This is a genomic window from Gordonia polyisoprenivorans NBRC 16320 = JCM 10675, assembly GCF_000241325.1.
Classification (GTDB): Bacteria; Actinomycetota; Actinomycetes; order Mycobacteriales; family Mycobacteriaceae; genus Gordonia; species Gordonia polyisoprenivorans.
On the sequence record NZ_BAEI01000088.1, the window covers coordinates 20,607 to 41,478 of the forward strand.

Below are 20,872 nucleotides of genomic sequence, written 5' to 3' on the forward strand. Positions count from 1 at the left end.
TCAGCCGCAGTGACCTTTTCGGGTCCAACCGGCGAATTCAGACATTCGCCGACCCGGATGGCACTTTCGCAGACCATAGTCCACAACCGCCGACAACGCACTCGGAGAGTTGAACGCCCAAGAAAACACCCTCACCAATACGTCGGGCGCCATTGGTCCGGCATTCTTCGGCATGTGATCGCGGCTCGATCATGTAAGGATGCTCACCGTGGGAACAGTGCGCGCAGCGACAATCGTGGGCGCGGTGTCGGCGATCACTTTTGCCGCCGTCATCGCCGGGCCGACGCCGACCCAACTGGTGATGCTGCTTGCCATCGTCATCGTGGGTACCTACATCGGACTGGCGCATCCCACCTGGTTGTTGTGGGCGCTGGCCGCCGTGCTCGCCTGCCTGCCCGCCGGATATGTGCCCGGCGTGCATCTGCCGCTCATCTTCGCGATGACCTCGGCGGTGTTGCTCGCCACCGTCATTCATCCCCCAGCCGGGTCGTCCACTACCTGGTCGTCCACTACCTGGTGGTCCACTGCCGGGTCCCCCACTGCACGGTCTCGCATCGAGCTGCAGCCGTTGGACCGGTTGCTGATCCTGTTCGCGCTGATCGCGATTCCGTCGGTGGTGTTGACGATGACCGGACTCGCCGACATCGTCGAATACGCGAAATGGGCGACGGCGGTGTTGTTGATCGTCGCCCTGCGTCGCCTTCCCGGATCGCAGCTGGCCACCTTCGGGCGGGTGTTCGTCGGCGCCACCGCGGTGTCCGGCCTGATCGGCCTCATCATGCTGACCGTCGACACCGGCGGCAAGACCTTCAGCCTGCTCTCGCCGTTCGGGTACACCCCGGCATCGGCGGGACGATTCGTCTACACCGGCGCCACCGCGATCCCGCGTCTGTCGGGGACATTCATCGACCCGAACGCCGCGGGCATCGGTCTGCTCGCGGCACTGATGATCTGCCCACTGGTGTTCCGCGGACGCACCCGCTGGCTGCTGGGCCTGTTCCTGCTGGCGTGCATCGCCGGCACCCTCAGCCGTGCGGCGTTGTTCTCGGTGGTCCTCGGCGTCATCCTGATGCTGGTGTTCCACACCATGTCCGGACGCGCTCGCGGATACATCGCCGGATCGATGGTCGCGGGAATGGTGGTCCTCGCCGCGGTCCCGGCGTCGCGACACCGGATCTTCTCGTCGTTCGGTTCCGGCGACACCGGCTCGTCGGCGCGCGGTGACGCGTTACGCGACTATCCGGCGAACATGGCCGGCCACTGGCTTCTCGGGCATGGCTGGGGCATACCGGAGTTCAAGGATCCCTCGCTGGCGTTCACCATCAACTACGTCGCCAACGCACCATTGCTTGCGATTTATCGTGGTGGTCTGTTCGTCGGGATCGCGTTCACCGTGGTCATGCTGTACTGCTGCTGGCTGGCGTATCGATGCCTGCGACACGCCCGCTGGGAGCCGGCTTTCTTCGGCGGGTGTTTCATCGGGTTCTTCGTCCTGGGCATGCAACTGGACTTCAGTACCGTCACCATCCCCGTGTCGGTGACCGATCTGTCGGTGATGATCGCGTTTCTCGCGTTCGCCCAGCGGTTTTCGACGTCCGACGAGTCCGTCTCGGCCCGCGCGACGGCCCGGGCGACATCGGTCGGCGCCGGTTAGGGCCGAATGCGCGCGTACCTACGGCGGCATCGCACCCTGCGTCGGGCGTTGATCGTCGGTGTGGTGACCGCGCTCCTGCTCGGTTCGGCGTTCTGGGTCGTCGGGTATTTCCTGTTCTACCGGTCCCACGAGGACACCCTGCGCCGCGCCGACGCCATCGTGGTCCTCGGCGGCGAACACGACGGGCGGGAACAGTACGGGATCGACCTCGCCCGACGCGGCTACGCGCCGGTGGTGCTGCTCTCGGACCCGTACAACCGCTTCGAGGGGAAGGTCCCTGACCCGGTGATGGATCGCGCGTGCGCCGCGAGTACTGCTGCGGTGCAGGTGATCTGCTTCGTCCCGGAGCCGGGCACCACGGTCGGTGAGGCGATGTTCGCGACCAGGATGGCACGCGAACACCGGTGGCATTCGATGATCGTCATCAGCTGGCGCTTCCACCTCGTGCGTGCCCGGATGATCTTCGATCAATGCGGTGCCGACGGTGTGGTGATGCGGGCGGTGCCCCGCGACTATCCGTCGTCGGTCCTGTACTGGGGCGCCAACTTCGCGTACCAGTACGCGGGTCTGGCGAAGGCCGCGGTCGTCGGGTGCGATCGGTGAGATCACGAGCAGCGAGATCACGAGCAGTGAGACTACGAGCAAGGGGATCAGTCATGCGACGACGCATTTCCAGCGTGTCCCGCCGAGCGGTCCAGGCCGCCACCGCCGTCGCGGTGTGCGCTGCCGCGGCGTTCGTGGCCGCACCGCCCGCCGCGGCGCTCAGCCCGGATCAGTTGCGCCCCAACTGCACCTGGGCGAGCGAGGCCGACGAGGCAGCCGCTGTGCAGACCTGCGCGGTGTACTCGGCAGCGATGAACCGGATCGTCCTGGTGCAGATCCGGCCGTCGACGTTGGCGGCCGGGTCCGCCGAGCACGCCGTCTACCTGCTCGACGGCATCAGCGTCCCCGATACCCGCAGCACCTGGGCCGACGCCGACAGCGGCGCCCTGGCCGCCTACAGCAACTCGTACAACCTGGTGATGCCCGCGGGTGGGGCCGGAACGTGGATGACCGACTGGCAGTCCACACCGGCCGGCGCGACCGGCACCCCGGGGGCGTCGGCCGAGTGGGAGACCTTCCTGTCGACCGAGTTACCCGCCTACCTCGCCGACGACTTCTCCGTCGAGCCCGGCGGCAACGCGATCGTCGGCCTGTCGATGTCGGGTGGGCCCGCACTCACCATCGCACTCGATCACCCCGAGATCTTCACTGTCGCGCAGTCACTTTCCGGTTTCTACCAAACCAATAATCCCGTCGGATGGTTCGTGATCCCGGCCATCCAGAGTTACGTCACCGGCATCGCCAACGGCAACACCGCGATGTGGGGAGATCCGCTCGGCCCGACGAGCACGTGGTCGGCGCACGATGTCTCGGCCCGAATCGGCGAGATCACCGCCTCGGGTCAACGCATACTCATCACCACCGGCATCGGAGTGCCACTGCCGCAGGACTTTCTGATCATGGCCATCACCGGCAACCCCGTGGCCTTCGTCAGCGGCGTGGCGATCGAACTCGGGGCGCTCGCCTCCACGCTGGCCCTCAACGCCCAGGCCGTCCTCTACGGGTTGCCCGTCGATTTCTCCTACACCGTCGGATTGCACAGCTGGACGCAATGGTCGGCGAATGCCGGGGCCAATGCGGCGGCGGTGGAGTCCGCTCTCGCGGCAGCGGATTCGCCGACGACATCGAGCACAGCGCCCCGTACGTCGACCGCCAGTGCCGCAGCGATCGTGAGTACCACGGCGGTCGTGACCACCACGCCCCCCGTGCAGACGAGTGCGGCAGTGAGCTCTGCGGGGACAACAGCCACGGGGAGCAGTGCGTCGTCCGGCGACGCCGGCCCGGTCGTGGCGTCGGCGTCGGCGGAGTCGGAGTCGGCCGTGTCGAGCACGGTGAGGCAGACATCGACGACGCCCTCGGTACCGTCCGCTGACCCGATCCTCGCGCCCGGTACCGACTCCGCGTCGGTGCCCACCGCTTCGACGGCTCACTGAACCTCGGCGGGTACTTCGCACCGGCATTCATTCTCTGTTCACGAAAAACAACGGAAATGGGCGGCTCTCGATAGCGCGCGCCAATTCACAGCATTCCGTGTGGCGCATTCTCACGCCATTTGATATCAATTGACATCAGAGGCGGACCGGCAGTCCACGTACGGTCCATTCATTTGAGGACAGTCCATGCGGAATCGTAGTCCAGTCATGTCGTCCACACGGGTCGCCGCATTGTGTGCCACCGCAATTCTCGGATTCGGGACGGTGTCGAGCGCCCCCTTCCTCACCATCCCGCCCGTCGCGTCGGTGATCAGCCAGGCGTCGCCGGTACCGATTCGCCTGGTGGCCGTGATCGATCAGAGTTCGACGACCATCGGCATCGCCGATTCCTCGCTGTACGGCCTCGACTCGGCCACGCTGGACACCACGCTGGACCACATCGCCTCACTCGGGGTGACCAGTGTCCGGGTGGCGATCCCGTGGATGAGCGTGGAGGCCAGGGAAGGGACCTACGACTGGACGCAACTCGATGCGCTCGTATCGGCGGCACAATCGCGCGGAATCAGCATCGTCGCCACCCTCACCGGAACGCCGGCGTGGGCGGGAAATATCATCAATGGCCATTTCGATCCCGACGAGTACGCCGATTTCGTCAGTGCGGTGGCCACCCGGTACAAGAATGAGATCAGCGGCTACGAGATCTGGAACGAACCGAATGCCGCACTGTTCTACAATCCGATCGACCCGACGTCGTATACCGCATTCCTCAAAGACGCCTACACCGCGATCAAAGCCGCCGACCCGAACGCCCTCGTGATCGCGGGAGTCCTCGGGGCGACGACCACCACCGGCGCCGCCCTCGATCCCGTGACCTTCGTCCAGGAAATGTATGCCGCCGGGGCCGCGGGCTACTTCGACGCGTTGTCGTTTCACCCGTACCAGTTCTCCGAGGAGTACAGCGAGAACGATCACGCGGACTCCCCGGCCAGCCAGGTGACCGCCATCCAGGCGCTGATGGCCCAGTACGGGGATGCGGCGAAGAAGATCTGGATCACCGAGTACGGCGAGCCGACCACCGGGAGCTACACCCAAGCGCAGCAGGCGGCGTTCATCCAGGACTTCATCGAGGCGTGGCAGAACCAGACCGGTGCGGGACCGATCTACATCTACACCACGCGTGACACCGATACCGGATCGTCGAACATCGAGGACAACTTCGGTCTGTACGAGACCGACTGGACCCCCAAACCCGCCGCCCAGGTCCTCGCCGATCTGATCGCCCAATACTCCGGAAGCGGCTCGGCCACCCACGATCTCGGGCAAGCACTGGCGACCGCGCTGCAACAGTGGGTCACCCAGCTCGCGCAGTCGCAACTCGCCGCGATCCAGCAGCTCTGGCAGGACCTGGCAAGTGCACTGCAATCGATGTTCGGTGCCTCCGCGACGACCACGACCCAGACGGTGGCCACGGCCGCGGCGCTGAGCACCGCGGCCGGAGCCACTGCGGCGACGTCGGCCGCTGTGACACCTGTTGCCACGACATCTGCTGCTTCGACATCTGCTGCGGCGTCGACGACCTCGACGACGACCGAGAGTTCTGTGCCCACCACGACGGCTGCGGCGTCGACGACCTCGGCGGCGCCCACCGCGTCGAGTTCTTCGTCGGCAACGACGACCGGGACCGCTGCTCCGGAGACCGCTGCTCCGGAGACCACTGTTCCGGTGACCACTGTTCCCGAGACGACTGTTCCCGAGACCTCGGCGCCGGACAGCTCGGCCACTGCGTCGAGTGCCACCTCCGCCCCCACTGCCGACGCGACCCCCTCAGCCGCCGACAAGTCCTCCGCCACAAGCGAAACGGCCTCCCCCGCGGGTGGTTCGGCGACCGTGCCCACCGCGTCGAGTGCGTCGTAGTCGGTCGAACGCGCCGTAGGCGGCGAGACCGGTTCAGCGCGCGGAGGTCACCGTCACGATCGCCGACGGTTCGCTGTTGGTGCACAGTGCCGAGGTCATCGTCCGCTGATTCGCGGTGCCGTGGATCGGACCGCTGAAACACAGCCACGAACCCGACTTGTGTCGATGGTCGCCGTCGCCGCGAAGTGCGGCCGCAAAGACCTCGTCCATCACTCGATTGGCCTCGGCGCACGTGACACCGTCCGCGACGACCACATGCCCTGCCGGATCGCCGTGGAGCGGGTTGCAGGTCGTCGGCGTCCCGACCGCGATCGTGGATATCGCTGTGTCGGAGGCATTGTCGGCCTTGGTCGGTGCACCACACGACGCCACGGCCAGCGTCACGGCCGCCGCGGTCAGTGCGGTGACGGCCCACGCTGCGGTGCCGGGCACGGTGTGTCGCGGCATGTCAGCGCCGCAACACCGTCGCGGCATACTTGGGCTTCCAGTCGATCGTCAGCAGGGCACCGAAGTGGTCTTCACGATTGGCCGGGGAGGTGCCCGCGTCGCGCACCGAGTAGATGAAAGCCGGTCCGCAGTAACCGGCCCGGGCAGCGGCAGCCAGGACGTCGGTGATCTGGCGGGCCTGCGCACGCTGGGTCACCATGTCGGTGACGCCGAATCCGATCGGTGCGGTACCCCCGGCGGGCAGGGTGGGCGCGCCGATCTCGGTGAGCCAGATCTTCTTACGGGCGTCGCCGTGGCGCATCATCACCGCGCGGATTCCGCCGACCTCGGTCCACCCGTTGGGGGTGGCGGTGATACCGCCCGGGAACACATAAGGGTGCATGGCGAGCGCGTCGAAGAAGCGTTGTGCACCGGCGGCATACATGGCCGCGACGAATCCCGTCGCGCCGGCACCGGGGCTCAGCCCGGCCGCGACGACCGTCGAATTCGGTTGCACCGCTTTGATGGCGACATATGCTGCCCGCAGGAGCGCGGTGTACCGCACGGGATCGGGTGCCTGTGCACCCCAGAACAACGGAAGGTTCGGCTCGTTCCAGATCTCGTGGTCGGTGACGTCGGGGTATCGGCCGATGAATGCCTTCATGAACCTGCCCAGGGCGGCCGGATCGGCGGGCGGGGCATAGATACCGAGCGGAGCGGAACCACGAGCCCACTGCGGAGTGGTCAGCACGTTGGAGAGCACCCGCAGATGGTGTCGGCGGGCGGCGCCGATGACGCGGTCGGGGACGCTCCAGTCATACTGTCCACGAACGCGTTCGATGGTGGACCAATCGACCATCACCCGCAGCCAACCGGCACCGGTCCGCGACACCGCGTCCAACTCCCGGTTGATGGTCGCTGCAGACTGAGTCAGCGGCGAACTGCCCTGCGCGAAGCCGTATCCGGCGGCGGGGGCGAGGACCGAGGCCTGCGCGCGTGGTGCTCCGGAGACCATGCCGGCCACGATCGCCAGGACCATGGCACAGATCATCAACGGGGCAGCGATTCTCCGGGTTCTCGACGCATGACGCGGTCGACACGATCCTCTGAGGTGTGGCACGCCGGACAGTGTATCGGCGATGGGGTGTTTCGGCGCGTCGAGACGGCGGTACCAGACCGATATCGCCGAGACCTATCTCACTGGATTTCCGCGGCCATTTCCGTAACGTTCGGACCCCCGCCGACGAATGGCCCGCGCGAAGGCGGTCGGTGCCCGCCCCGCTTCTCCGGTATGGCCGGTTTCTCCTGTACAGAGAGCGGCATCGCGGGTTCGGCATCCGACCATGTTTCCATTTCGCAGGGGTCGCCGATCGGCAATCGAACATCATATTCGTCGGCACTGCGGTCGCATTACCGAGAATTCATTGTCGGCCTTTTCCGACCGGTCTCCCAGCGGTTGAGGAAACCACGTTGCCCTCGTAATCTTCACTCGTACGGCGGACGTCGCGGGGTGACGCCGCATCCGTTTCTCCCGCACGACTCCACCTGCACCGAGGCGCCTGGTGGCGACATGTCGGGAAATGACTCACTTCCGGAGGTCGTCATGGCTGGTGATCCCGCTCTCGAGTGGCCGGCACCCGACCGGTCCTCGCGCGAGGACGTGGCTCGTCGGATTCGGTTCGGCATGCGCAAGCGAGAGACCTCACGGTCGTGGGTTCATCGTTACCAGCGACTGCTCACCGTCTCCGACGTTCTCATCGTCTGCGCCACGGTGGTCGGAGCCCAGGCAGCCCGATTCGGTTGGGGCAGCGGCCCGGTACTCAACGGGGTCAAGCTCACCGCCGACGCCGTGTCACTGCTTCTCATCGTCGCGTGGGTCGTGGCGCTTCGGGTGTTCCAGACCCTGGACCGTCGGATTCTGGGTGCGGGGGCGCAGGAGTACAGCCGGGTGGTCACCGCATGCCTGACGGTGTTCGGCACACTCGCGATCGTCGATCTCCTGTTTCGCCTCAGCGTCGCCCGCGGATATGTGGCCGTCGCCCTGCCTGTCGGGACGGCCGCCCTGGTGCTGTCCCGCTGGTTGTGGCGACGGCGCCTGGTCTCGGCACGCAAAGCCGACCCCGACGCAGCGCGCGCCTACCTCGACCGGCTCCTGGTGATCGGTGAGATCCCTTCGGCGACAGCACTCATCGCCCGCCTGATGCGCAATCCCGCGTTGGGGTACACGGTCGTCGGAGTGTGCTCCCCGGACAGCAGTCGGCTGGGACAGCCGGGCGTCGGGACATCGGTGCGTGTGGACGACCACGAGGTTCCCCGGTGGGGTGACTTCGACGACGTGGCCGCCGCCGTGGACGAATGTGGCGCGACCGCGGTCGCGGTGACCTCCGCGGAAGCTCTCGGTCACGAGGCGATGCAGGAGTTGTCGTGGGACCTCGAGGGACGTGACGTCGAGATGCTGGTCGCGCCCGGCGTCACCGACGTGGCCGGGCCGCGAATGATGGTGCGACCGGTCGCCGGGCTTCCGCTGCTCCACATCGACAAGCCGAGATATGAAGGGGCGAACCGCTTTCGGAAGGCAGCTCTCGACCGGGTCGGAGCGTTGTCGGCGCTGCTGATGTTGCTGCCCGTGATGGTGGTGATCGCGATTGCCGTCAAGCTGGATTCACGCGGGCCGATCTTCTATCGCGCCACCCGAATCGGACTGAACAATACGCCGTTCCAGATGTGGAAGTTCCGATCGATGGTCACCGACGCCGACGCCTTGCGACCGCAGATCGCCGCCTTGAACGAGGGCGCCGGTGTGTTGTTCAAGGTGCGTGATGATCCGCGGGTCACCCGGGTCGGCAAGTTCATTCGGCGCTACAGTCTCGACGAACTCCCGCAGCTGTTCAATGTGGTCGGCGGGTCGATGAGCCTGGTCGGCCCCCGACCCCCATTACCCGACGAGGTGGAGCGCTACGACGGCCGCGTCGCACGGCGAATGCTCGTCAAACCGGGGATCACCGGACTGTGGCAGGTGTCGGGGCGCTCGGACCTCTCGTGGGAGGAGTCGGTGCGGCTGGACCTCTCCTACGTCGAGAACTGGTCCATCATGCAAGATCTCACCATCCTGTGGCGCACCGTCTGGGCGGTGGCCCGCAAGGACGGGGCGTACTGACCGGGTCCCGGCACCAGCACCGGCGCACCACGTCTCGAGGCTCCTCGCCTGGCGGTTCGTCACACCTCGACGACCGGGGAAGGAACCGCCGACTACGAATACAGATGACACCGGAGCGGGCCCCCGACCCCGAAAATCGCGGTTTTCAGCCTGATTCGGTGGAAGCTGTATTCGTACTCGCCAGGCGCCGAGGCCCGCGGCTCATGCCTCGCCTGTTTTCAGTCATTCGCGATGTAGCACCCGACCCGCGACCTGGGGTTTTTCCGTCAGGCTACTCGGGAAATGACTGAAAACAGGCGAATGGTCACTGCGCCGGGCTCACCTGCCCGCCGGACAACACGCGGTAGGCGTAGGTCGAGGCGATGAGGGTGACCGGACCGGTCACCAGGAGCCCGACGAGGCACAGGAGGGCGCCGACGAGGTTCAGGACGATCACCACGATGGCCAACAACAGCAGACTGCCGACGTTCTTCGACGTCAGTTCGAAACTGCCCTTGATCGCGTCGGTCGCCGACAGATTGCGGTCGATCGCGAAAGCAAGGGTGTACCAGAGCAAGAACGTGGCAATGAGTCCCGGGATGATGATGAGGATGAAGCCGATGGTCGTGATGACCCAGACGAGAATCGCGGCGATGAACACCTGAGCCAGATTGTTCCAGGTGAAGAAGTCCGCGAAGGACGGCTTGTTTCCATCGAGTTCGTTGAGCGCACCTCGGGTGAACGCCGCCTGCACGAGGACGCTGAGGATGCCGGACACGAGCGACCCGATGATCCCCTGCGCGTTGAGCACCGACGTGTCGTAGTGAAATCCGCGCGCCGCGCTGTCGATCAGGCCGACGACCACGAATGTGACGATGGCGAACAGAATCCAGTTGAGCGCGTTGGCCTTGTACTTGTTCCAGCCGTAGCTCAGAGCGGCGCCGAGGTCGAGCTGGGCAGGCGCCGGCGCGTAACCGGGTACGCCACCTGGCGGGTACTGACCGGCCGGCGGCGGGTATGCCCCTGGCCCGGGTGGCGGATAGGAGCCGCCTTGCGGCGCTTCGTATCCACCCGGAGGAGGTGTGTAGCCCTGATTCTGCGGGTCCTCCCCCGGGTACGGGGGCTGGTCGGGTCCGCCTGGCGTACTGGTCATGACACTCCTCGCGTTTGATCAGTGACTGTCAGCGACAGTGACACGGCCCCGGCGAGAAAGCAATGGCATCGGCGAGAAATGCCCATGACGAAATAATCAAGAATGCGCCACAGTTGGCAGACCCTGGCGCCTTGCCTCGGCGACAACGAATCTCGTTCGCACACCTAAGAAATGACGGGGTGGGAGCAGAATTCGCACTAACCGGTACCGAGTATTTCGCGGCACTCATCAGTGGTGTGCGTCTGAATGCACTCGGTCCACTCGCGTTGATCGTCAGCCCACGGATGTTGGGGTGTCTGACCGGTGTTGGGCACCCATTGGTAGTTGTCACACACGATCGCTGTGCCGTTGGGGTCGGTGGCGGTGCGGCCGATGTCGGCGCCGATGCATGACTGGCCGATGGTCGGCGCCGCAGTCGTCGTCGGCGTCTGCGTCTGGGGTGGAGCGGGATTCGGGGCCACAGCGGTGGTACCCGTCTCGACCGTGCTCGGCGGAGCCGCGGCCGTGGCCGGGACCGAACTGCTCGGCGTTGTGGAGGCAGAGGCATACACCGTGACCGTCTTACGTGGCGGTCGTCACGACACGTCAGATGGCCGAATGGTGCGTTCATGGAGGTGAATCGACATACTTGTTCACGATGCGTTCACCCGATCTTTTCCACGCCCTCGTCCTGCTCAACCTGCTTTTCGCCTGCGGGCTGTGGACTCTGCTGCGCCCGACTGTGCGGGCGGCGGTGGCGTTGGTGGTGGTCGGCGCGGCCTGGCTCTACTGGAACAAGCCCCTGGAGGGGGCCACGCTGATCAGCCTCACCGGCAGGCACGGCATCACCGAATCGGATCTGTTGTCATTCGTCGCGGTCGGGATCGCGGTCTGGGCTCTCGTGCGTTCGCGCAAGCGAGCACCGCTATCTGGCGAGGATTGAGGCGGTGATCTTGGGTTTCCAGTCGTGGGTGAGCAGTGCGCCGAAGTTGTCCTCGCGGTTGGTGGCCGAGGTCCCCCAGTCGCGCACCGAGTAGATGAACGCGGGACCGCAGTAGCGGGCGTCGGCGGCGGCGCGCAACACGTCGACGATCTGGGTGGCCTGCTGTTGCTCGTGGTGGCCCACTCATTGCCGGGTTCGCCGGTCCAGCACACGCCGTGAGGATCGGCGGGTTCGGCTTAGCATGACCGGGTGACCCTTCCGGCGCTCTCGCGACGCGACGTGATGCGGCTGGCGCTGCTCGGGTCGGCCGGCGCGATGAGCGCGTGCGCGTCGACCGGACCTGTGACGATGCCGTCCCCGTCGTCGGTGTCGCCGGATGAGCGGCGGTGGGGCGCGTTCATCCCATCGGTGACACCGGCACAGGGCGCGACACGAACTCCGCTGCAACAACTGACGAATCTCGCGGGCACGGCACCGAGGTACGTCCACCGCTTCTGTGCGCTCGGTGATCCGGTGCCTGTCGGCGACCTCGACGCCGTCGTCGCCTTCGGCGCCACCCCCCTGCTGACGCTGGAGCCATGGAAGCCCGACGGCGGAACCGGACAACCCGAGTTCGCGTTGTCGCGCATCGCCTCCGGTGACTTCGACACCGAATTCGCGCGATGGGGAACACAACTCGCGTCGTGGGGAAAGCCGATGCTGGTGCGGTTCGCGCAGGAGATGAACGGCACCTGGTACCCGTGGGCGGTCGGGGTGAACGGCAACACCGCCGCCGACTATCGCGCTGCGTGGGCGAGGATGCGCTCGGTGATCACCGACCGACATTCCGACAACGTACGTTTCGTGTGGGCACCGAATGCACTCACGCTGGGCACCAACCCTTTTGGGGAATGCTATCCCGGCCGCGACCAGATCGACGTGCTGGGTCTGGACGGCTACAACTGGGGTGAGGCACCCGGCCATCACTGGCAGCCGGCCGCCGACCTGTTCGTGCCGAGTCTCGAAACGTTACGGGCGCTCGATGCGACGCACCCCATCCTGCTCACCGAGGTCGGATGTGCTGACGGACTCACCGCGCAGGACAAGGCGTCGTGGATCCGGGACTTCTTCTCCATCGTCGACAACCAATCGCGCGTCGAGGGTTTCGTCTGGTTCCAGATGGACAAGGAACGGGACTGGCGGTTCAACTCCACCACCGCGAGTACGGCGGCGTTTCGGGCGGGGGTGGCGGGCTGGTGAGGGGCCTGCTCATCCTGCGGACACCGCTCAGCGGGCGTTGTAGTCGAAGCGGCGTTTGTCCAGTTGACGGGTGAGGGCGGGTTCGAGAACGTGTGCGGCGGTGGCGGTCAGATGAGATTCGTCACGGTACAGCAGGATCTTGTTGCGGGCCGGGACGCAGGTGTCGTTCTCGCAGAGCAGGTTGTTGACCGACAGGGTGATGATGTCCTTGTCGCGGCCGCGGGCTTGTTCGGTGAGGATCGGTTCGTGACGGGTGACGTCGTCGAGGCGGAAATCGCAACGCGCCCAGTCGTCGAGGGCACCGGACATGCAGTCGGCGATCTGGAAGTTCGGGTACGGGGTGTCGGCGATGTAGACCAGTCGGGCACCCGTGGCGCGCAATGCGGCGAGGGTGTCGTCCCACGCTCGTGCCGATTCGCCGTAGTCGGGAACGTAGGTCGACAGTGACGAGAAGATGATGATCTTCGGTGCGAGCGCGGCGATCTGGTGCAGGGCATCGTCTCGCCAACGAACACAGTCCTCGGCGTTGAACGGGTCAGGGCGACCGGGTCGGGGCCGGAGATCCTGCGCCGGACACGCCGCCTTGGTGAACTGGTAGATCCGCCAGCCGTGCGCATTGCCGATGTCGCGCACGGTTTCCGACCATTGTTCGGCGTGTGAATCGCCGAAGAGGACGACGGGGATACCGTCGCCGGGACCGAAGGCATATTCGCGTCCGGGGCCGTACTCACCGACGCGGACCAGACAGTCGTTGGGCTCGGGGCGATCGTCGTAGGCCTGGAACGGGTTCGGCACCACGGGCCCTGAGGTGGCGGCATTCTCCTGCCCGAACACCGACTGATAGCTCAGCGCGGCGTTGCTGACGGTGTCGCGACTGGCCACCTTCACGGTGATCACGCCGGCGGTCATCGCGACCGCGAGGCCGACGACGAGCCCGGTGAGCCCGACCGACAGCGACGCCGAATGATTGCGTCGCAGTTCGGTGTTGGCGATGATCGGTTCTTCGAAGAAGAGCGTCGAGGCGGTGGCGATCGCCAGTGACACCCCGCCGACAGCCAGCAGCGCCGGCCACGACGTCATGCCGGTCTGTGTCTCGAACAACACCAACGCCGGCCAATGCCACAGATACCACGCGTAGGAGACGCGTCCGAGGAAACGGATCGGCGCCAGCGACAGCAGGAATCCCGGGGTGAACATGTTGCCGGCGCGGGCGCCGATGTCGGCCGGAATCACCTGTCCGGACGCGATGATCAGGGCCGTCGACACGGTCGGGAGCAGAGCGGCGGTGCCCGGGTACGGGGTGCTCGCGCTGATCGTCACCACCGAGGCGACGATGCCCGCGAGACCCGCCCAGCCCAGCGCGGCCGCCAGCCACCTCGTGGGCCGGGCACGTCGGGCCGCACCGATCAGCAGCGGCTCGGCCACGGCGAGTAGGCCGCCGACCCCGAATTGCCAGGCGCGGGTGTAGGTGGCCATGTAGGCGGTCGCCGGGTCGACCGGGGTGAGCCGGATGGCCCAGACGAGTGAGCCGACGGTGACCGCCCCGACCACCAGCAGGATCGACCAGCGGATCGAGACATGTTTGCGCAGTGGGGTTCTCGCAATGAGGACCGCGGCACCGAAGATGGTCAGCGGCCAGACGAAGTAGAGTTGCTCCTCGATCGCCAGGGACCAGAAGTGGGTGGCCAGGCTGCCGTCGATCGCGCCGGCGAGATAGTCGGCATTCTGGGCGATGAAGTGCCAGTTGGCCAGATTCGCTGCCGCAGCAAGCAGATCGATGGACTGTTTGAACACCCGGAGCAGCGGCATCGTCAGCGCCGCACCGATCAACGACACCACGATCACCAGCGCCGCGGCGGGAATGATCCGTCGGGCGCGGCGTGCGTAGAACCCCTTGAACGACAACGTCCCCGATCGTTCGAACTCGCGGATGAGCAGTCCGGTGATGAGGAAGCCCGAGATGACGAAGAACACGTCGACGCCGACGAAGCCGCCGCCGAAGCCGGGTACCCGGGAGTGGAAGACGACGACGAGAAGTACCGCCACACCCCGCAATCCGGCGATGTCGGTGAAGAACGCCGAGGTCTGGGGTCGGGTCACGAGGCGGTCCACGGCAGCATGATGTCGAAGACCCCGAGCGCCACGGCGGCGAGGAAGACGATGGCCACGGTGTAACCGACGACCTCCCACGCGGTGATCCGGTTCCAATTGGGTGCGCTCGGGCGGCGTTCGGTGATCGGCGGCCGCGGCAGGCCGTCCGCAACGGGCAGGCGGTCGGTGGTGGGACCGCTCGCAGGGCCGGGATCCGGGTGGCCGGATGCGTGATCGCCGGGCTCCGGCGCACTGGGGTCAGGGGCACTGGGGTCAGGGGCACTGGGGTCAGGGGCGCTGGGATCAGGGCCGTCGAGATCCTCCGGAGCGGTCCACTCCCCTGTCATGCGAGGGTCCTTCGGTCGCGTGCGATGAGCACCCGCAGGAATTCGACGAGCAGCGGCACCGCCAGATAGCTGTAGACGCCGGCGAACCCGATCATCATCCAGAACATCGGCAGTCCGCGGTCGGCGACGTCGATGATCGCGAATACCCAGAACCCGATGAGCGAGGCGCTCAACGACACCGCGCCGAGCGCGCTGATGCTGCGTGCGAGGGTGTTGCTCACACCGACGGCACCGGTGGGTACCCAACCGATTTCGCGTCCGATGAGCTTGTGCACGATGGCCACCGCATGCGCGAAACTGTAGGCCATCTGGATGCGCAGCACCTCCAGGCGCCAGCGTGTCCGCGACACCAGCGGGAACACCACCACATATACCCAGAAGCCGGCGAGGAAGGGAACGAGTTGGGCCGGCCGGATGTCCTCGGGGAATGCCGCCAGCATGATGATGCCCGGCACGAAGAACAAGAAGACGTTCAGCGCCGTCGTCAGATAGTAGAAGACACCGGCCCAGTGGGCCATCGACTGGCCGAGCGTCATTCGCCGACGATCCTGCGCCAGAGCCGGATTGGCGATCCGCGACAGTGATCCCATACACCAGCGATACTGCTGGTTCAGGAAGCCGGCGAGATCGGTGGGACAGAGCCCGCGCGAAAGCACCACCGGCACATAGCGAATCCGGAATCCCGCCTGTTGCAGGTGTCGGCCGGTGTGCAGGTCTTCGCTGTGTTCGATGGGCGCGAAGCCGCCGATACGCTGCAGCGCCGAGCGTCGATAGAGCGCCGAGGTGCCCACGCAGTTGGCGGCGTCGAGACGATCACGCGACGGCAGCACCCACCGATAGAAGAACTCCTGGGTGGCGCCGGCGGTCCGTTGGATCCATCCCATCCGTTCGGTGGTGGCGAAGCTCTGCGGGCTCTGCACGACGGCGACCTGCGGGTCGTCGAGGTAGGGCATCAGATGTGCGAGAAAGTCTCGGCGCGGACAGAAGTCGGCGTCGAAGATGACCACGACGTCACCGTCGGTGCGGTCGAACGCGTGCCGCAGATTGCCCGCCTTGCGGAGATGCCCGCGGTCGCCGCGCACGTGGTAGCCGAAACCGAATTCGGCCGCGAGACCGGCGACCTGAGGACGGTCGGCGTCGTCGAGGACGTGGACGGCCAGGGCGCCCGGCCACCCGAGACGACGGACGTGGGTGTAGGTGTTGCGCAGGATGTCGAGGCTCTCGCCGCAGGTCGGCAGGAACACATCGACGGAGACGAACCGGCCGCCGTCGGGAACCCATGTGGCAGCGAGCCGTTGGTGTGTGCGCCAGGTCACACGTCGGGTGCCGAGTCCGGTGGCCAGGGACGCCACGGTGCCGACGACGTTGACGGCGAGGACGATCAGCGCCGGCCACAGCACGGGATGGGCCGTGGCGAACGCGGTCAGCGACCACGCCGCCAACCCGAACGCGACGAGCATGAGGAGGTGAATCCAGCGCATCTGCGGGCCGAGGTACTCATAGACCTCGTTGTCGGCGGGCGGGGTGACCGCGTGCGGCGGCGCGGGCTCGGGTGGCGCGCCGGCGCGGCGGCGGCCGGCCGCGCTCGCGGCGGCATCGAGCGTCGCGGCGTCGACGTCTGTGCCCCCGAGTGTGAGTCCCACGCCCAACAGAATCGGTTACCGGCAACACCAATGCAATCCGGGACGCCTCCGGGCGCTACCGTTCTCGTGTGGTGTGGCCCTCTCCCCGATTTCGACGCCGAGCGATCCTCGGCGTCGTCGCCGTGCTGTGCGCTCCGGCGCTCGGTGCGTGCACGCCCACCGCGACGACCGTCTCGTCGGCGGCGTACTCCTCGCCCGCGCCGAGCGCCGACGCGCTCGCGGTCCGCGGGCAGCTCGTGAGCACCACCGAGGCGCCGGACGAGTGGGTGATGAGTCTTCCGTCGGGAACGCGGGCGAGCCGTATCGTCTATCGGTCGGTGTCGGGTGTCGACGGGACGAGCACGACGGTCTCCGGGGCGGTGTTCGTGCCCGACGGGACCCGCCCGGCCGGCGGCTGGCCGTTGATCGCGTACGCGCACGGCACGACCGGGATCACCCGCGACTGCGGGCCCTCCGACCGGCCCGACATGCTCGGCGATCTCAAAGCGGTTGCGGCATTCCTCAACTCGGGCTATGCGGTGGCGACCACCGACTACCAGGGGCTCGGGCTGCGGACCACCACGGCACCGCATCCCTACCTCGAGCCGCGGACCGCGGCCTACAACGTGATCGACGCCGTCCGCGCCGCCCGGTCCAAGGAACCGACGATCGGTGCGCGCTGGGTGGCCGTCGGCGCGTCGCAGGGCGGTGCGGCGGCGTGGGCGAGTGCCGAACAGTTCGCCGGGTACGGACGGGGCAGTGGAGCGATGCTCGGCGCGGTGGCCTCGGTCCCGTTGCTCGATGCGAGCTACCTCGTCGAACGCGCGCAATCGGGGGAACTGACCCCGGCTCAGCGCTGGTTGTATCCGATCCTCATCGAGGGTGTGGCACAGGCGAATCCGCAGATCGATCCCGACGACTACCTGCACGGCGTGGCCGCCGAGCGGGAGGCCACGCTGGTGTCGTGTGCGGCGAACACGTCGGCGTTGACGGCGCGAATCCAGGCCGCCGACACCTCCGCCTTCACCCCGAGCACCGCCGCGGCCGCGGAGCTACGTGGCGTCCTCGAGTCGATGTCGTTGCCCCGCAGCCACACTGACATACCCATCCTGGCGATGTACGGCAGCGTCGACGAGATCATCCCGGTCGACCGCATGGAGGCGACGTTGCGCAAAGGCTGCGCGCTCGGCGACTCCGTGCAGCGCGTCCGGCGCGAGGGCGCCGGCCATTCCCTGGACCCCGGTCCACTGCTGGGCGAGTGGATCGCCGACCGCTTCGCGAATCGTCCGGCGGCGGGGAATTGCTGAGAAAGAATTCGTCCGACCGGACGACAGCGACACCGGTGCGCCGATCCGCGACGCGCGAGCGGCGGCGGTGGCCGCTATCGTGATGACCACTTGTCGGGAGTTGTGGGTGTGAGTGGAGTCATGCGCGGATGAAAAACCTGGTGAAGCGAATTTACGACTCTGCACCGTTGTGGGCGTGGATCGTGATGGTCGTGTGCGTGATCGTGTTGGTGGTCGGTCTGGTGATCTCCTCGAATCGCACGGCACCGGCGTCGTCGAACGCTGCCAGCACCCCATCGGTGCCGAGCGCCACCGAACCGGCCGGCACCCCGGCGACCGTCGAGTTCATCGACTCCGCCAAGGCGGACCAGAAGCAACCGAAGACGCTGCTGCTCCTCGGTGATTCGACGGGCGCCTCCCCCAACGGATGGGCGCCGCAGCTCGGGCAGGCGATCAGCACATCGCTCGACCGGCCCGTGGCGACCGCGTACTGGAACACCCAGACCGCCAAATACGGGGCTCCCGTCGGACTCGGTTCGGGCCCCAACGGCGCCGTCGGATATTGGAACGGCTCGGCCGCGGGTAAGAACGTGCAGTATGCGGTCGACAACCTGACCGCGCTGACCACCTCGCCGAGCGGTGCGGCGATCACCCCGGACCTGATCCTGGTGAACTTCGGGCTCACCGAGGACGCGAACGCGCCGTTGGCCACGAAGGTGCAGCCGCTGATCGCGGCATTGCAGAAGAAGTTCCCCGACGCCGGTATCGCCGTCATCAAGCAGAACCCACCACGCGACTCCGACAACAGCGATCAGGTGTCGGGGTATGCGTCGGCGATGGATGCGCAGGGTATTCAGGTGATCGACGTGTATTCGGCGTTTCCCGCCGATCCGGCTGCTCGGGCGTCGCTGATGTCCGACGGGGTCACCCCCAACGCGGCGGGCCAGAAATTGTGGGCCAAGTCGGTACTCGCGGCGTTCGGTCTCCCCACCCCCACCTGAGGGAATCTCCCGGGACACGCTTTTCACCCGGCCGAAGGACACCCTGTCACTTCCGTGTCGCGCGCTTTTACGGAACAATTCTGAGGAACGTCCATATCGAACCTGAGAAAGTCCTGTCATGCACGCGCTCGCCACACCTCTTGCGCGCCGGATCGGCGCGGGTGTGTTGGCGGTCGGCATCGCCGGGACGATGGTCGGGGCGACGATGTGGTCACTGCCCAGTGCCGAACCGGCGACCACCACCAACCTGCAGGTCGCGCTGTCCTCGGTGGCCGAGGAACCGACCCAACTGGGCGTCACCGACGACCAGATCTATCGCATGTCCGACGCCCAGCTCAACGCCACGCTCGACGATCTGCAAGCCCTCGGCGTCACCGACCTGAGGGTCGGGGCCCCGCTGAGTTTCCTCCATCAGGACGGCGACGGGTGGGCGCGGCTCGATGCCATCGTCGACGGGGCACGCGCGCGTGGGATGACCGTGGTGATCGTGGCGTCGCTGAACTCCCCGTGGACGCCGTCCTCCGGACCGGCGGCGTCGTCGCCCGCAGAATTCGCCAACTTCGCGAAACTGCTGGCCAGCCGATATCGCGGCAAGGTCGCCGGGTACGAGGTCTGGAACGAGGTGGGCACGACGATCAGCGCGTTCGTGCCGGCCGACGTCCTGCAGGATCTGCTCGACGCGGCCAGTGCCGCGATCCAGGCCGCCGACCCAGGTGCGCTGGTCCGAACCCAGCAGGTGCTCAGTCTGCTGTTGCCGACGCCGTCGGCGCCGGTTCCCGACGTCGTACAAACGGTCGTGCCGATGCCGTCGAGCGCGCCCGTGGTGCCGTCGGCTGCCCCCGCGGCGCCCGCCCCGGAGACCACACCGGACACCGATGCCACGCAAACACCGGGCGGTGGTGATGGCGCCGGTGGTGGCGATGCCGGTGGTGGCGATGCCGGTGGTGGCGCGACAAGCACGACGGCCACCGCGACGCCGAGTGAGACCTCACAGACACCGACGGCGACGTCACCGGCGACGAATTCCCCTGCGACACAAACCGTTACACCCGACAGCGATCCACCCGACGGCCAGCCCGGCGACGATCCGGGCGACACCGCAGCACGCCACGGCACCGTCGTCGACGGTCCGACCCCCGAGGTGGCGGCCGCGCACTAGGGACCCGCGCGTCGGCCAATTGCTGCGTTCGGCGATGTGCTCGGGTGATGATTCTCGGCAGACACGGCGCGAACCGTGGGCGTACCGAGAGCGAATGAGGCGAGATGACCACATCCCGAGACCACCGCGTCGATCTGCTCGCCGGATGGGAGCACCGCGCCGAGTGGCCCCTGGCGATCATTGCGACAATCTTCTTGGTTGCGTACTCCTTTCAGATCCTCGGACACCCCGACAGCGTCTGGATCGCGGTGCTGCGCGTCGTGCTGGTGGCGTCGTGGTTGGCCTTCGCCGTGGACTACGCGGTGCGCCTGGTGATCGCTCCCGAACGAGGGCGCTGGTTTGTCCGGCACCTGTTCGACCTCGCGGTGGTCGTCCTGCCGATGCTGCGGCCGCTGCGACTGATCAGTCTCGTCGTTCTGGTCGGCGCGTTGCAGAAGGCGATCGGCGGCGCCATCCGCGGGAAGGTGATCGTCTACACCGCGGCGAGCTCGGTGTTGCTGATCTATGTTGCCTCCCTTGCGGTTTACGACGCCGAGCGGGGGCACGCCGGTGCGACGATCACCTCGTTCGGCGATGCGGTGTGGTGGTCGTTCGTCACGGTCACGACCGTCGGCTATGGCGATTTCGCGCCGGTGAGCATCACCGGCCGAATCGTGGCCGTGCTGTTGATGCTCGGCGGGATCAGCCTCATCGGTGTCATCACCGCCACCATCGCCTCCTGGATCGTGCAGCGGGTCGCCGAGGAGGACGACGCCGAACGCGCGGCGACCGCCGCCGAGATCCGGGAGCTGCGGGACGAGATCCGTTCGCTGCGAGATGCTCTCACCGACGGCGGGGTGGCCGGACGCACTGACCCAACGACAGAATTCACCTGATCGGCCGAGTG

General features: G+C 66.8%; 19 protein-coding genes. 12 read left to right on the forward strand and 7 right to left on the reverse strand.

Features of this window, described 5'->3' with window-relative positions:
* The first annotated feature begins 217 nt into the window (after window positions 1-217).
* The 4 genes from GOPIP_RS24995 to GOPIP_RS25010 all read left to right on the forward strand — a co-directional run bounded on the left by GOPIP_RS24995 (window position 218) and on the right by GOPIP_RS25010 (window position 5,604).
* Window positions 218-1,654, forward strand: a complete 1,437-nt coding sequence (locus tag GOPIP_RS24995; protein WP_244421217.1) for an O-antigen ligase family protein — start codon at window positions 218-220, stop codon at window positions 1,652-1,654.
* Between the two features lie 6 nt (window positions 1,655-1,660).
* Window positions 1,661-2,257, forward strand: coding sequence for a YdcF family protein (locus tag GOPIP_RS25000; protein WP_006372646.1), 597 nt, complete (start codon window positions 1,661-1,663; stop codon window positions 2,255-2,257).
* 53 nt (window positions 2,258-2,310) lie between these two features.
* Entirely contained in the window at window positions 2,311-3,690 is a 1,380-nt protein-coding gene (locus GOPIP_RS25005; protein WP_006372647.1) for an alpha/beta hydrolase, read from the forward strand.
* 207 nt (window positions 3,691-3,897) lie between these two features.
* The gene (locus GOPIP_RS25010) at window positions 3,898-5,604 is read left to right on the forward strand and encodes an endo-1,4-beta-xylanase (RefSeq protein ID WP_006372648.1); all 1,707 of its coding nucleotides are present in this window, start codon (window positions 3,898-3,900) and stop codon (window positions 5,602-5,604) included.
* Window positions 5,605-5,637: 33 nt separating this feature from the next.
* Here GOPIP_RS25010 and GOPIP_RS25015 read toward each other — a convergent pair whose 3' ends face one another.
* Both GOPIP_RS25015 and GOPIP_RS25020 read right to left on the reverse strand, forming a co-directional pair.
* The gene (locus GOPIP_RS25015; protein ID WP_006372649.1) at window positions 5,638-6,051 is read right to left on the reverse strand and encodes a hypothetical protein; all 414 of its coding nucleotides are present in this window, start codon (window positions 6,049-6,051) and stop codon (window positions 5,638-5,640) included.
* Between the two features lies 1 nt (window position 6,052).
* Window positions 6,053-7,069, reverse strand: coding sequence for a hypothetical protein (locus GOPIP_RS25020; protein WP_006372650.1), 1,017 nt, complete (start codon window positions 7,067-7,069; stop codon window positions 6,053-6,055).
* Between the two features lie 564 nt (window positions 7,070-7,633).
* On the opposite strand from GOPIP_RS25020, the gene GOPIP_RS25025 reads away from it, so the two are divergent.
* Window positions 7,634-9,187, forward strand: a complete 1,554-nt coding sequence (locus GOPIP_RS25025; RefSeq protein WP_006372652.1) for a sugar transferase — start codon at window positions 7,634-7,636, stop codon at window positions 9,185-9,187.
* 304 nt (window positions 9,188-9,491) lie between these two features.
* Here the strand turns inward: GOPIP_RS25025 and GOPIP_RS25030 are convergent, their stop codons facing one another.
* Window positions 9,492-10,319, reverse strand: coding sequence for a DUF2189 domain-containing protein (locus tag GOPIP_RS25030; RefSeq protein WP_006372653.1), 828 nt, complete (start codon window positions 10,317-10,319; stop codon window positions 9,492-9,494).
* A gap of 324 nt (window positions 10,320-10,643) precedes the next feature.
* Between GOPIP_RS25030 and GOPIP_RS29215 the strand changes: the two genes are divergently transcribed.
* Both GOPIP_RS29215 and GOPIP_RS25040 read left to right on the forward strand, forming a co-directional pair.
* The gene (locus GOPIP_RS29215; protein ID WP_168436235.1) at window positions 10,644-10,937 is read left to right on the forward strand and encodes a hypothetical protein; all 294 of its coding nucleotides are present in this window, start codon (window positions 10,644-10,646) and stop codon (window positions 10,935-10,937) included.
* Window positions 10,938-10,956: 19 nt separating this feature from the next.
* Window positions 10,957-11,241 (forward strand): hypothetical protein, encoded by a 285-nt coding sequence (locus tag GOPIP_RS25040; RefSeq protein ID WP_026920320.1) that lies wholly within the window; start codon window positions 10,957-10,959, stop codon window positions 11,239-11,241.
* On the opposite strand, the gene GOPIP_RS25045 is transcribed toward GOPIP_RS25040, so the two are convergent.
* The gene (locus GOPIP_RS25045; RefSeq protein WP_006372656.1) at window positions 11,224-11,424 is read right to left on the reverse strand and encodes a hypothetical protein; all 201 of its coding nucleotides are present in this window, start codon (window positions 11,422-11,424) and stop codon (window positions 11,224-11,226) included. The genes GOPIP_RS25040 and GOPIP_RS25045 overlap by 18 nt on opposite strands.
* 66 nt (window positions 11,425-11,490) lie before the next feature.
* Here GOPIP_RS25045 and GOPIP_RS25050 point away from each other — a divergent pair, with 66 nt between their 5' ends.
* Complete coding sequence (locus GOPIP_RS25050) at window positions 11,491-12,480, forward strand: glycoside hydrolase family 26 protein (RefSeq protein ID WP_006372657.1); 990 nt, start codon at window positions 11,491-11,493, stop codon at window positions 12,478-12,480.
* Between the two features lie 27 nt (window positions 12,481-12,507).
* Here GOPIP_RS25050 and GOPIP_RS25055 read toward each other — a convergent pair whose 3' ends face one another.
* From GOPIP_RS25055 to GOPIP_RS25065, 3 genes are read right to left on the reverse strand one after another with little or no spacing between them, the layout of a single operon-like run.
* Window positions 12,508-14,580: an acyltransferase family protein gene (locus tag GOPIP_RS25055; RefSeq protein ID WP_006372658.1), complete on the reverse strand. Its 2,073-nt coding sequence runs from the start codon at window positions 14,578-14,580 to the stop codon at window positions 12,508-12,510.
* On the reverse strand, window positions 14,577-14,918 hold the full coding sequence (locus GOPIP_RS29625; RefSeq protein WP_006372659.1) for a hypothetical protein: 342 nt from the start codon (window positions 14,916-14,918) through the stop codon (window positions 14,577-14,579). Before GOPIP_RS29625 ends, GOPIP_RS25055 begins: the two co-directional genes overlap by 4 nt.
* Entirely contained in the window at window positions 14,915-16,567 is a 1,653-nt protein-coding gene (locus GOPIP_RS25065; RefSeq protein WP_006372660.1) for a glycosyltransferase family 2 protein, read from the reverse strand. Before GOPIP_RS25065 ends, GOPIP_RS29625 begins: the two co-directional genes overlap by 4 nt.
* A gap of 116 nt (window positions 16,568-16,683) precedes the next feature.
* On the opposite strand from GOPIP_RS25065, the gene GOPIP_RS25070 reads away from it, so the two are divergent.
* The 4 genes from GOPIP_RS25070 (at window position 16,684) to GOPIP_RS25085 (ending at window position 20,861) form a co-directional block, all read left to right on the forward strand.
* Window positions 16,684-17,847 carry a lipase family protein gene (locus GOPIP_RS25070; RefSeq protein ID WP_006372661.1) on the forward strand — a complete coding sequence of 388 codons (1,164 nt, stop codon included), beginning with the start codon at window positions 16,684-16,686 and terminating at the stop codon, window positions 17,845-17,847.
* Between the two features lie 128 nt (window positions 17,848-17,975).
* Window positions 17,976-18,827, forward strand: coding sequence for an SGNH/GDSL hydrolase family protein (locus GOPIP_RS25075; RefSeq protein ID WP_006372662.1), 852 nt, complete (start codon window positions 17,976-17,978; stop codon window positions 18,825-18,827).
* Window positions 18,828-18,945: 118 nt separating this feature from the next.
* The gene (locus GOPIP_RS25080; protein ID WP_006372663.1) at window positions 18,946-19,986 is read left to right on the forward strand and encodes a cellulase family glycosylhydrolase; all 1,041 of its coding nucleotides are present in this window, start codon (window positions 18,946-18,948) and stop codon (window positions 19,984-19,986) included.
* 104 nt (window positions 19,987-20,090) lie between these two features.
* The gene (locus tag GOPIP_RS25085; protein WP_006372664.1) at window positions 20,091-20,861 is read left to right on the forward strand and encodes a potassium channel family protein; all 771 of its coding nucleotides are present in this window, start codon (window positions 20,091-20,093) and stop codon (window positions 20,859-20,861) included.
* Window positions 20,862-20,872: the final 11 nt, after the last annotated feature.

Excerpts from the sequence above, each read along its gene's own strand:
- GOPIP_RS25040 (WP_026920320.1), top strand. The coding sequence starts at position 10,957 with ATGCGTTCACCCGATCTTTTCCACGCCCTCGTCCTGCTCAACCTGCTT.
- GOPIP_RS25020 (WP_006372650.1), bottom strand. The coding sequence starts at position 7,069 with ATGGTCCTGGCGATCGTGGCCGGCATGGTCTCCGGAGCACCACGCGCG.
- GOPIP_RS25030 (WP_006372653.1), bottom strand. The coding sequence starts at position 10,319 with ATGACCAGTACGCCAGGCGGACCCGACCAGCCCCCGTACCCGGGGGAG.
- GOPIP_RS29625 (WP_006372659.1), bottom strand. The coding sequence starts at position 14,918 with ATGACAGGGGAGTGGACCGCTCCGGAGGATCTCGACGGCCCTGATCCC.
- GOPIP_RS25075 (WP_006372662.1), top strand. The coding sequence starts at position 17,976 with ATGAAAAACCTGGTGAAGCGAATTTACGACTCTGCACCGTTGTGGGCG.
- GOPIP_RS25085 (WP_006372664.1), top strand. The coding sequence starts at position 20,091 with ATGACCACATCCCGAGACCACCGCGTCGATCTGCTCGCCGGATGGGAG.
- GOPIP_RS25005 (WP_006372647.1), top strand. The coding sequence starts at position 2,311 with ATGCGACGACGCATTTCCAGCGTGTCCCGCCGAGCGGTCCAGGCCGCC.
- GOPIP_RS25015 (WP_006372649.1), bottom strand. The coding sequence starts at position 6,051 with ATGCCGCGACACACCGTGCCCGGCACCGCAGCGTGGGCCGTCACCGCA.
- GOPIP_RS25000 (WP_006372646.1), top strand. The coding sequence starts at position 1,661 with ATGCGCGCGTACCTACGGCGGCATCGCACCCTGCGTCGGGCGTTGATC.
- GOPIP_RS25025 (WP_006372652.1), top strand. The coding sequence starts at position 7,634 with ATGGCTGGTGATCCCGCTCTCGAGTGGCCGGCACCCGACCGGTCCTCG.
- GOPIP_RS25080 (WP_006372663.1), top strand. The coding sequence starts at position 18,946 with ATGCACGCGCTCGCCACACCTCTTGCGCGCCGGATCGGCGCGGGTGTG.
- GOPIP_RS25010 (WP_006372648.1), top strand. The coding sequence starts at position 3,898 with ATGTCGTCCACACGGGTCGCCGCATTGTGTGCCACCGCAATTCTCGGA.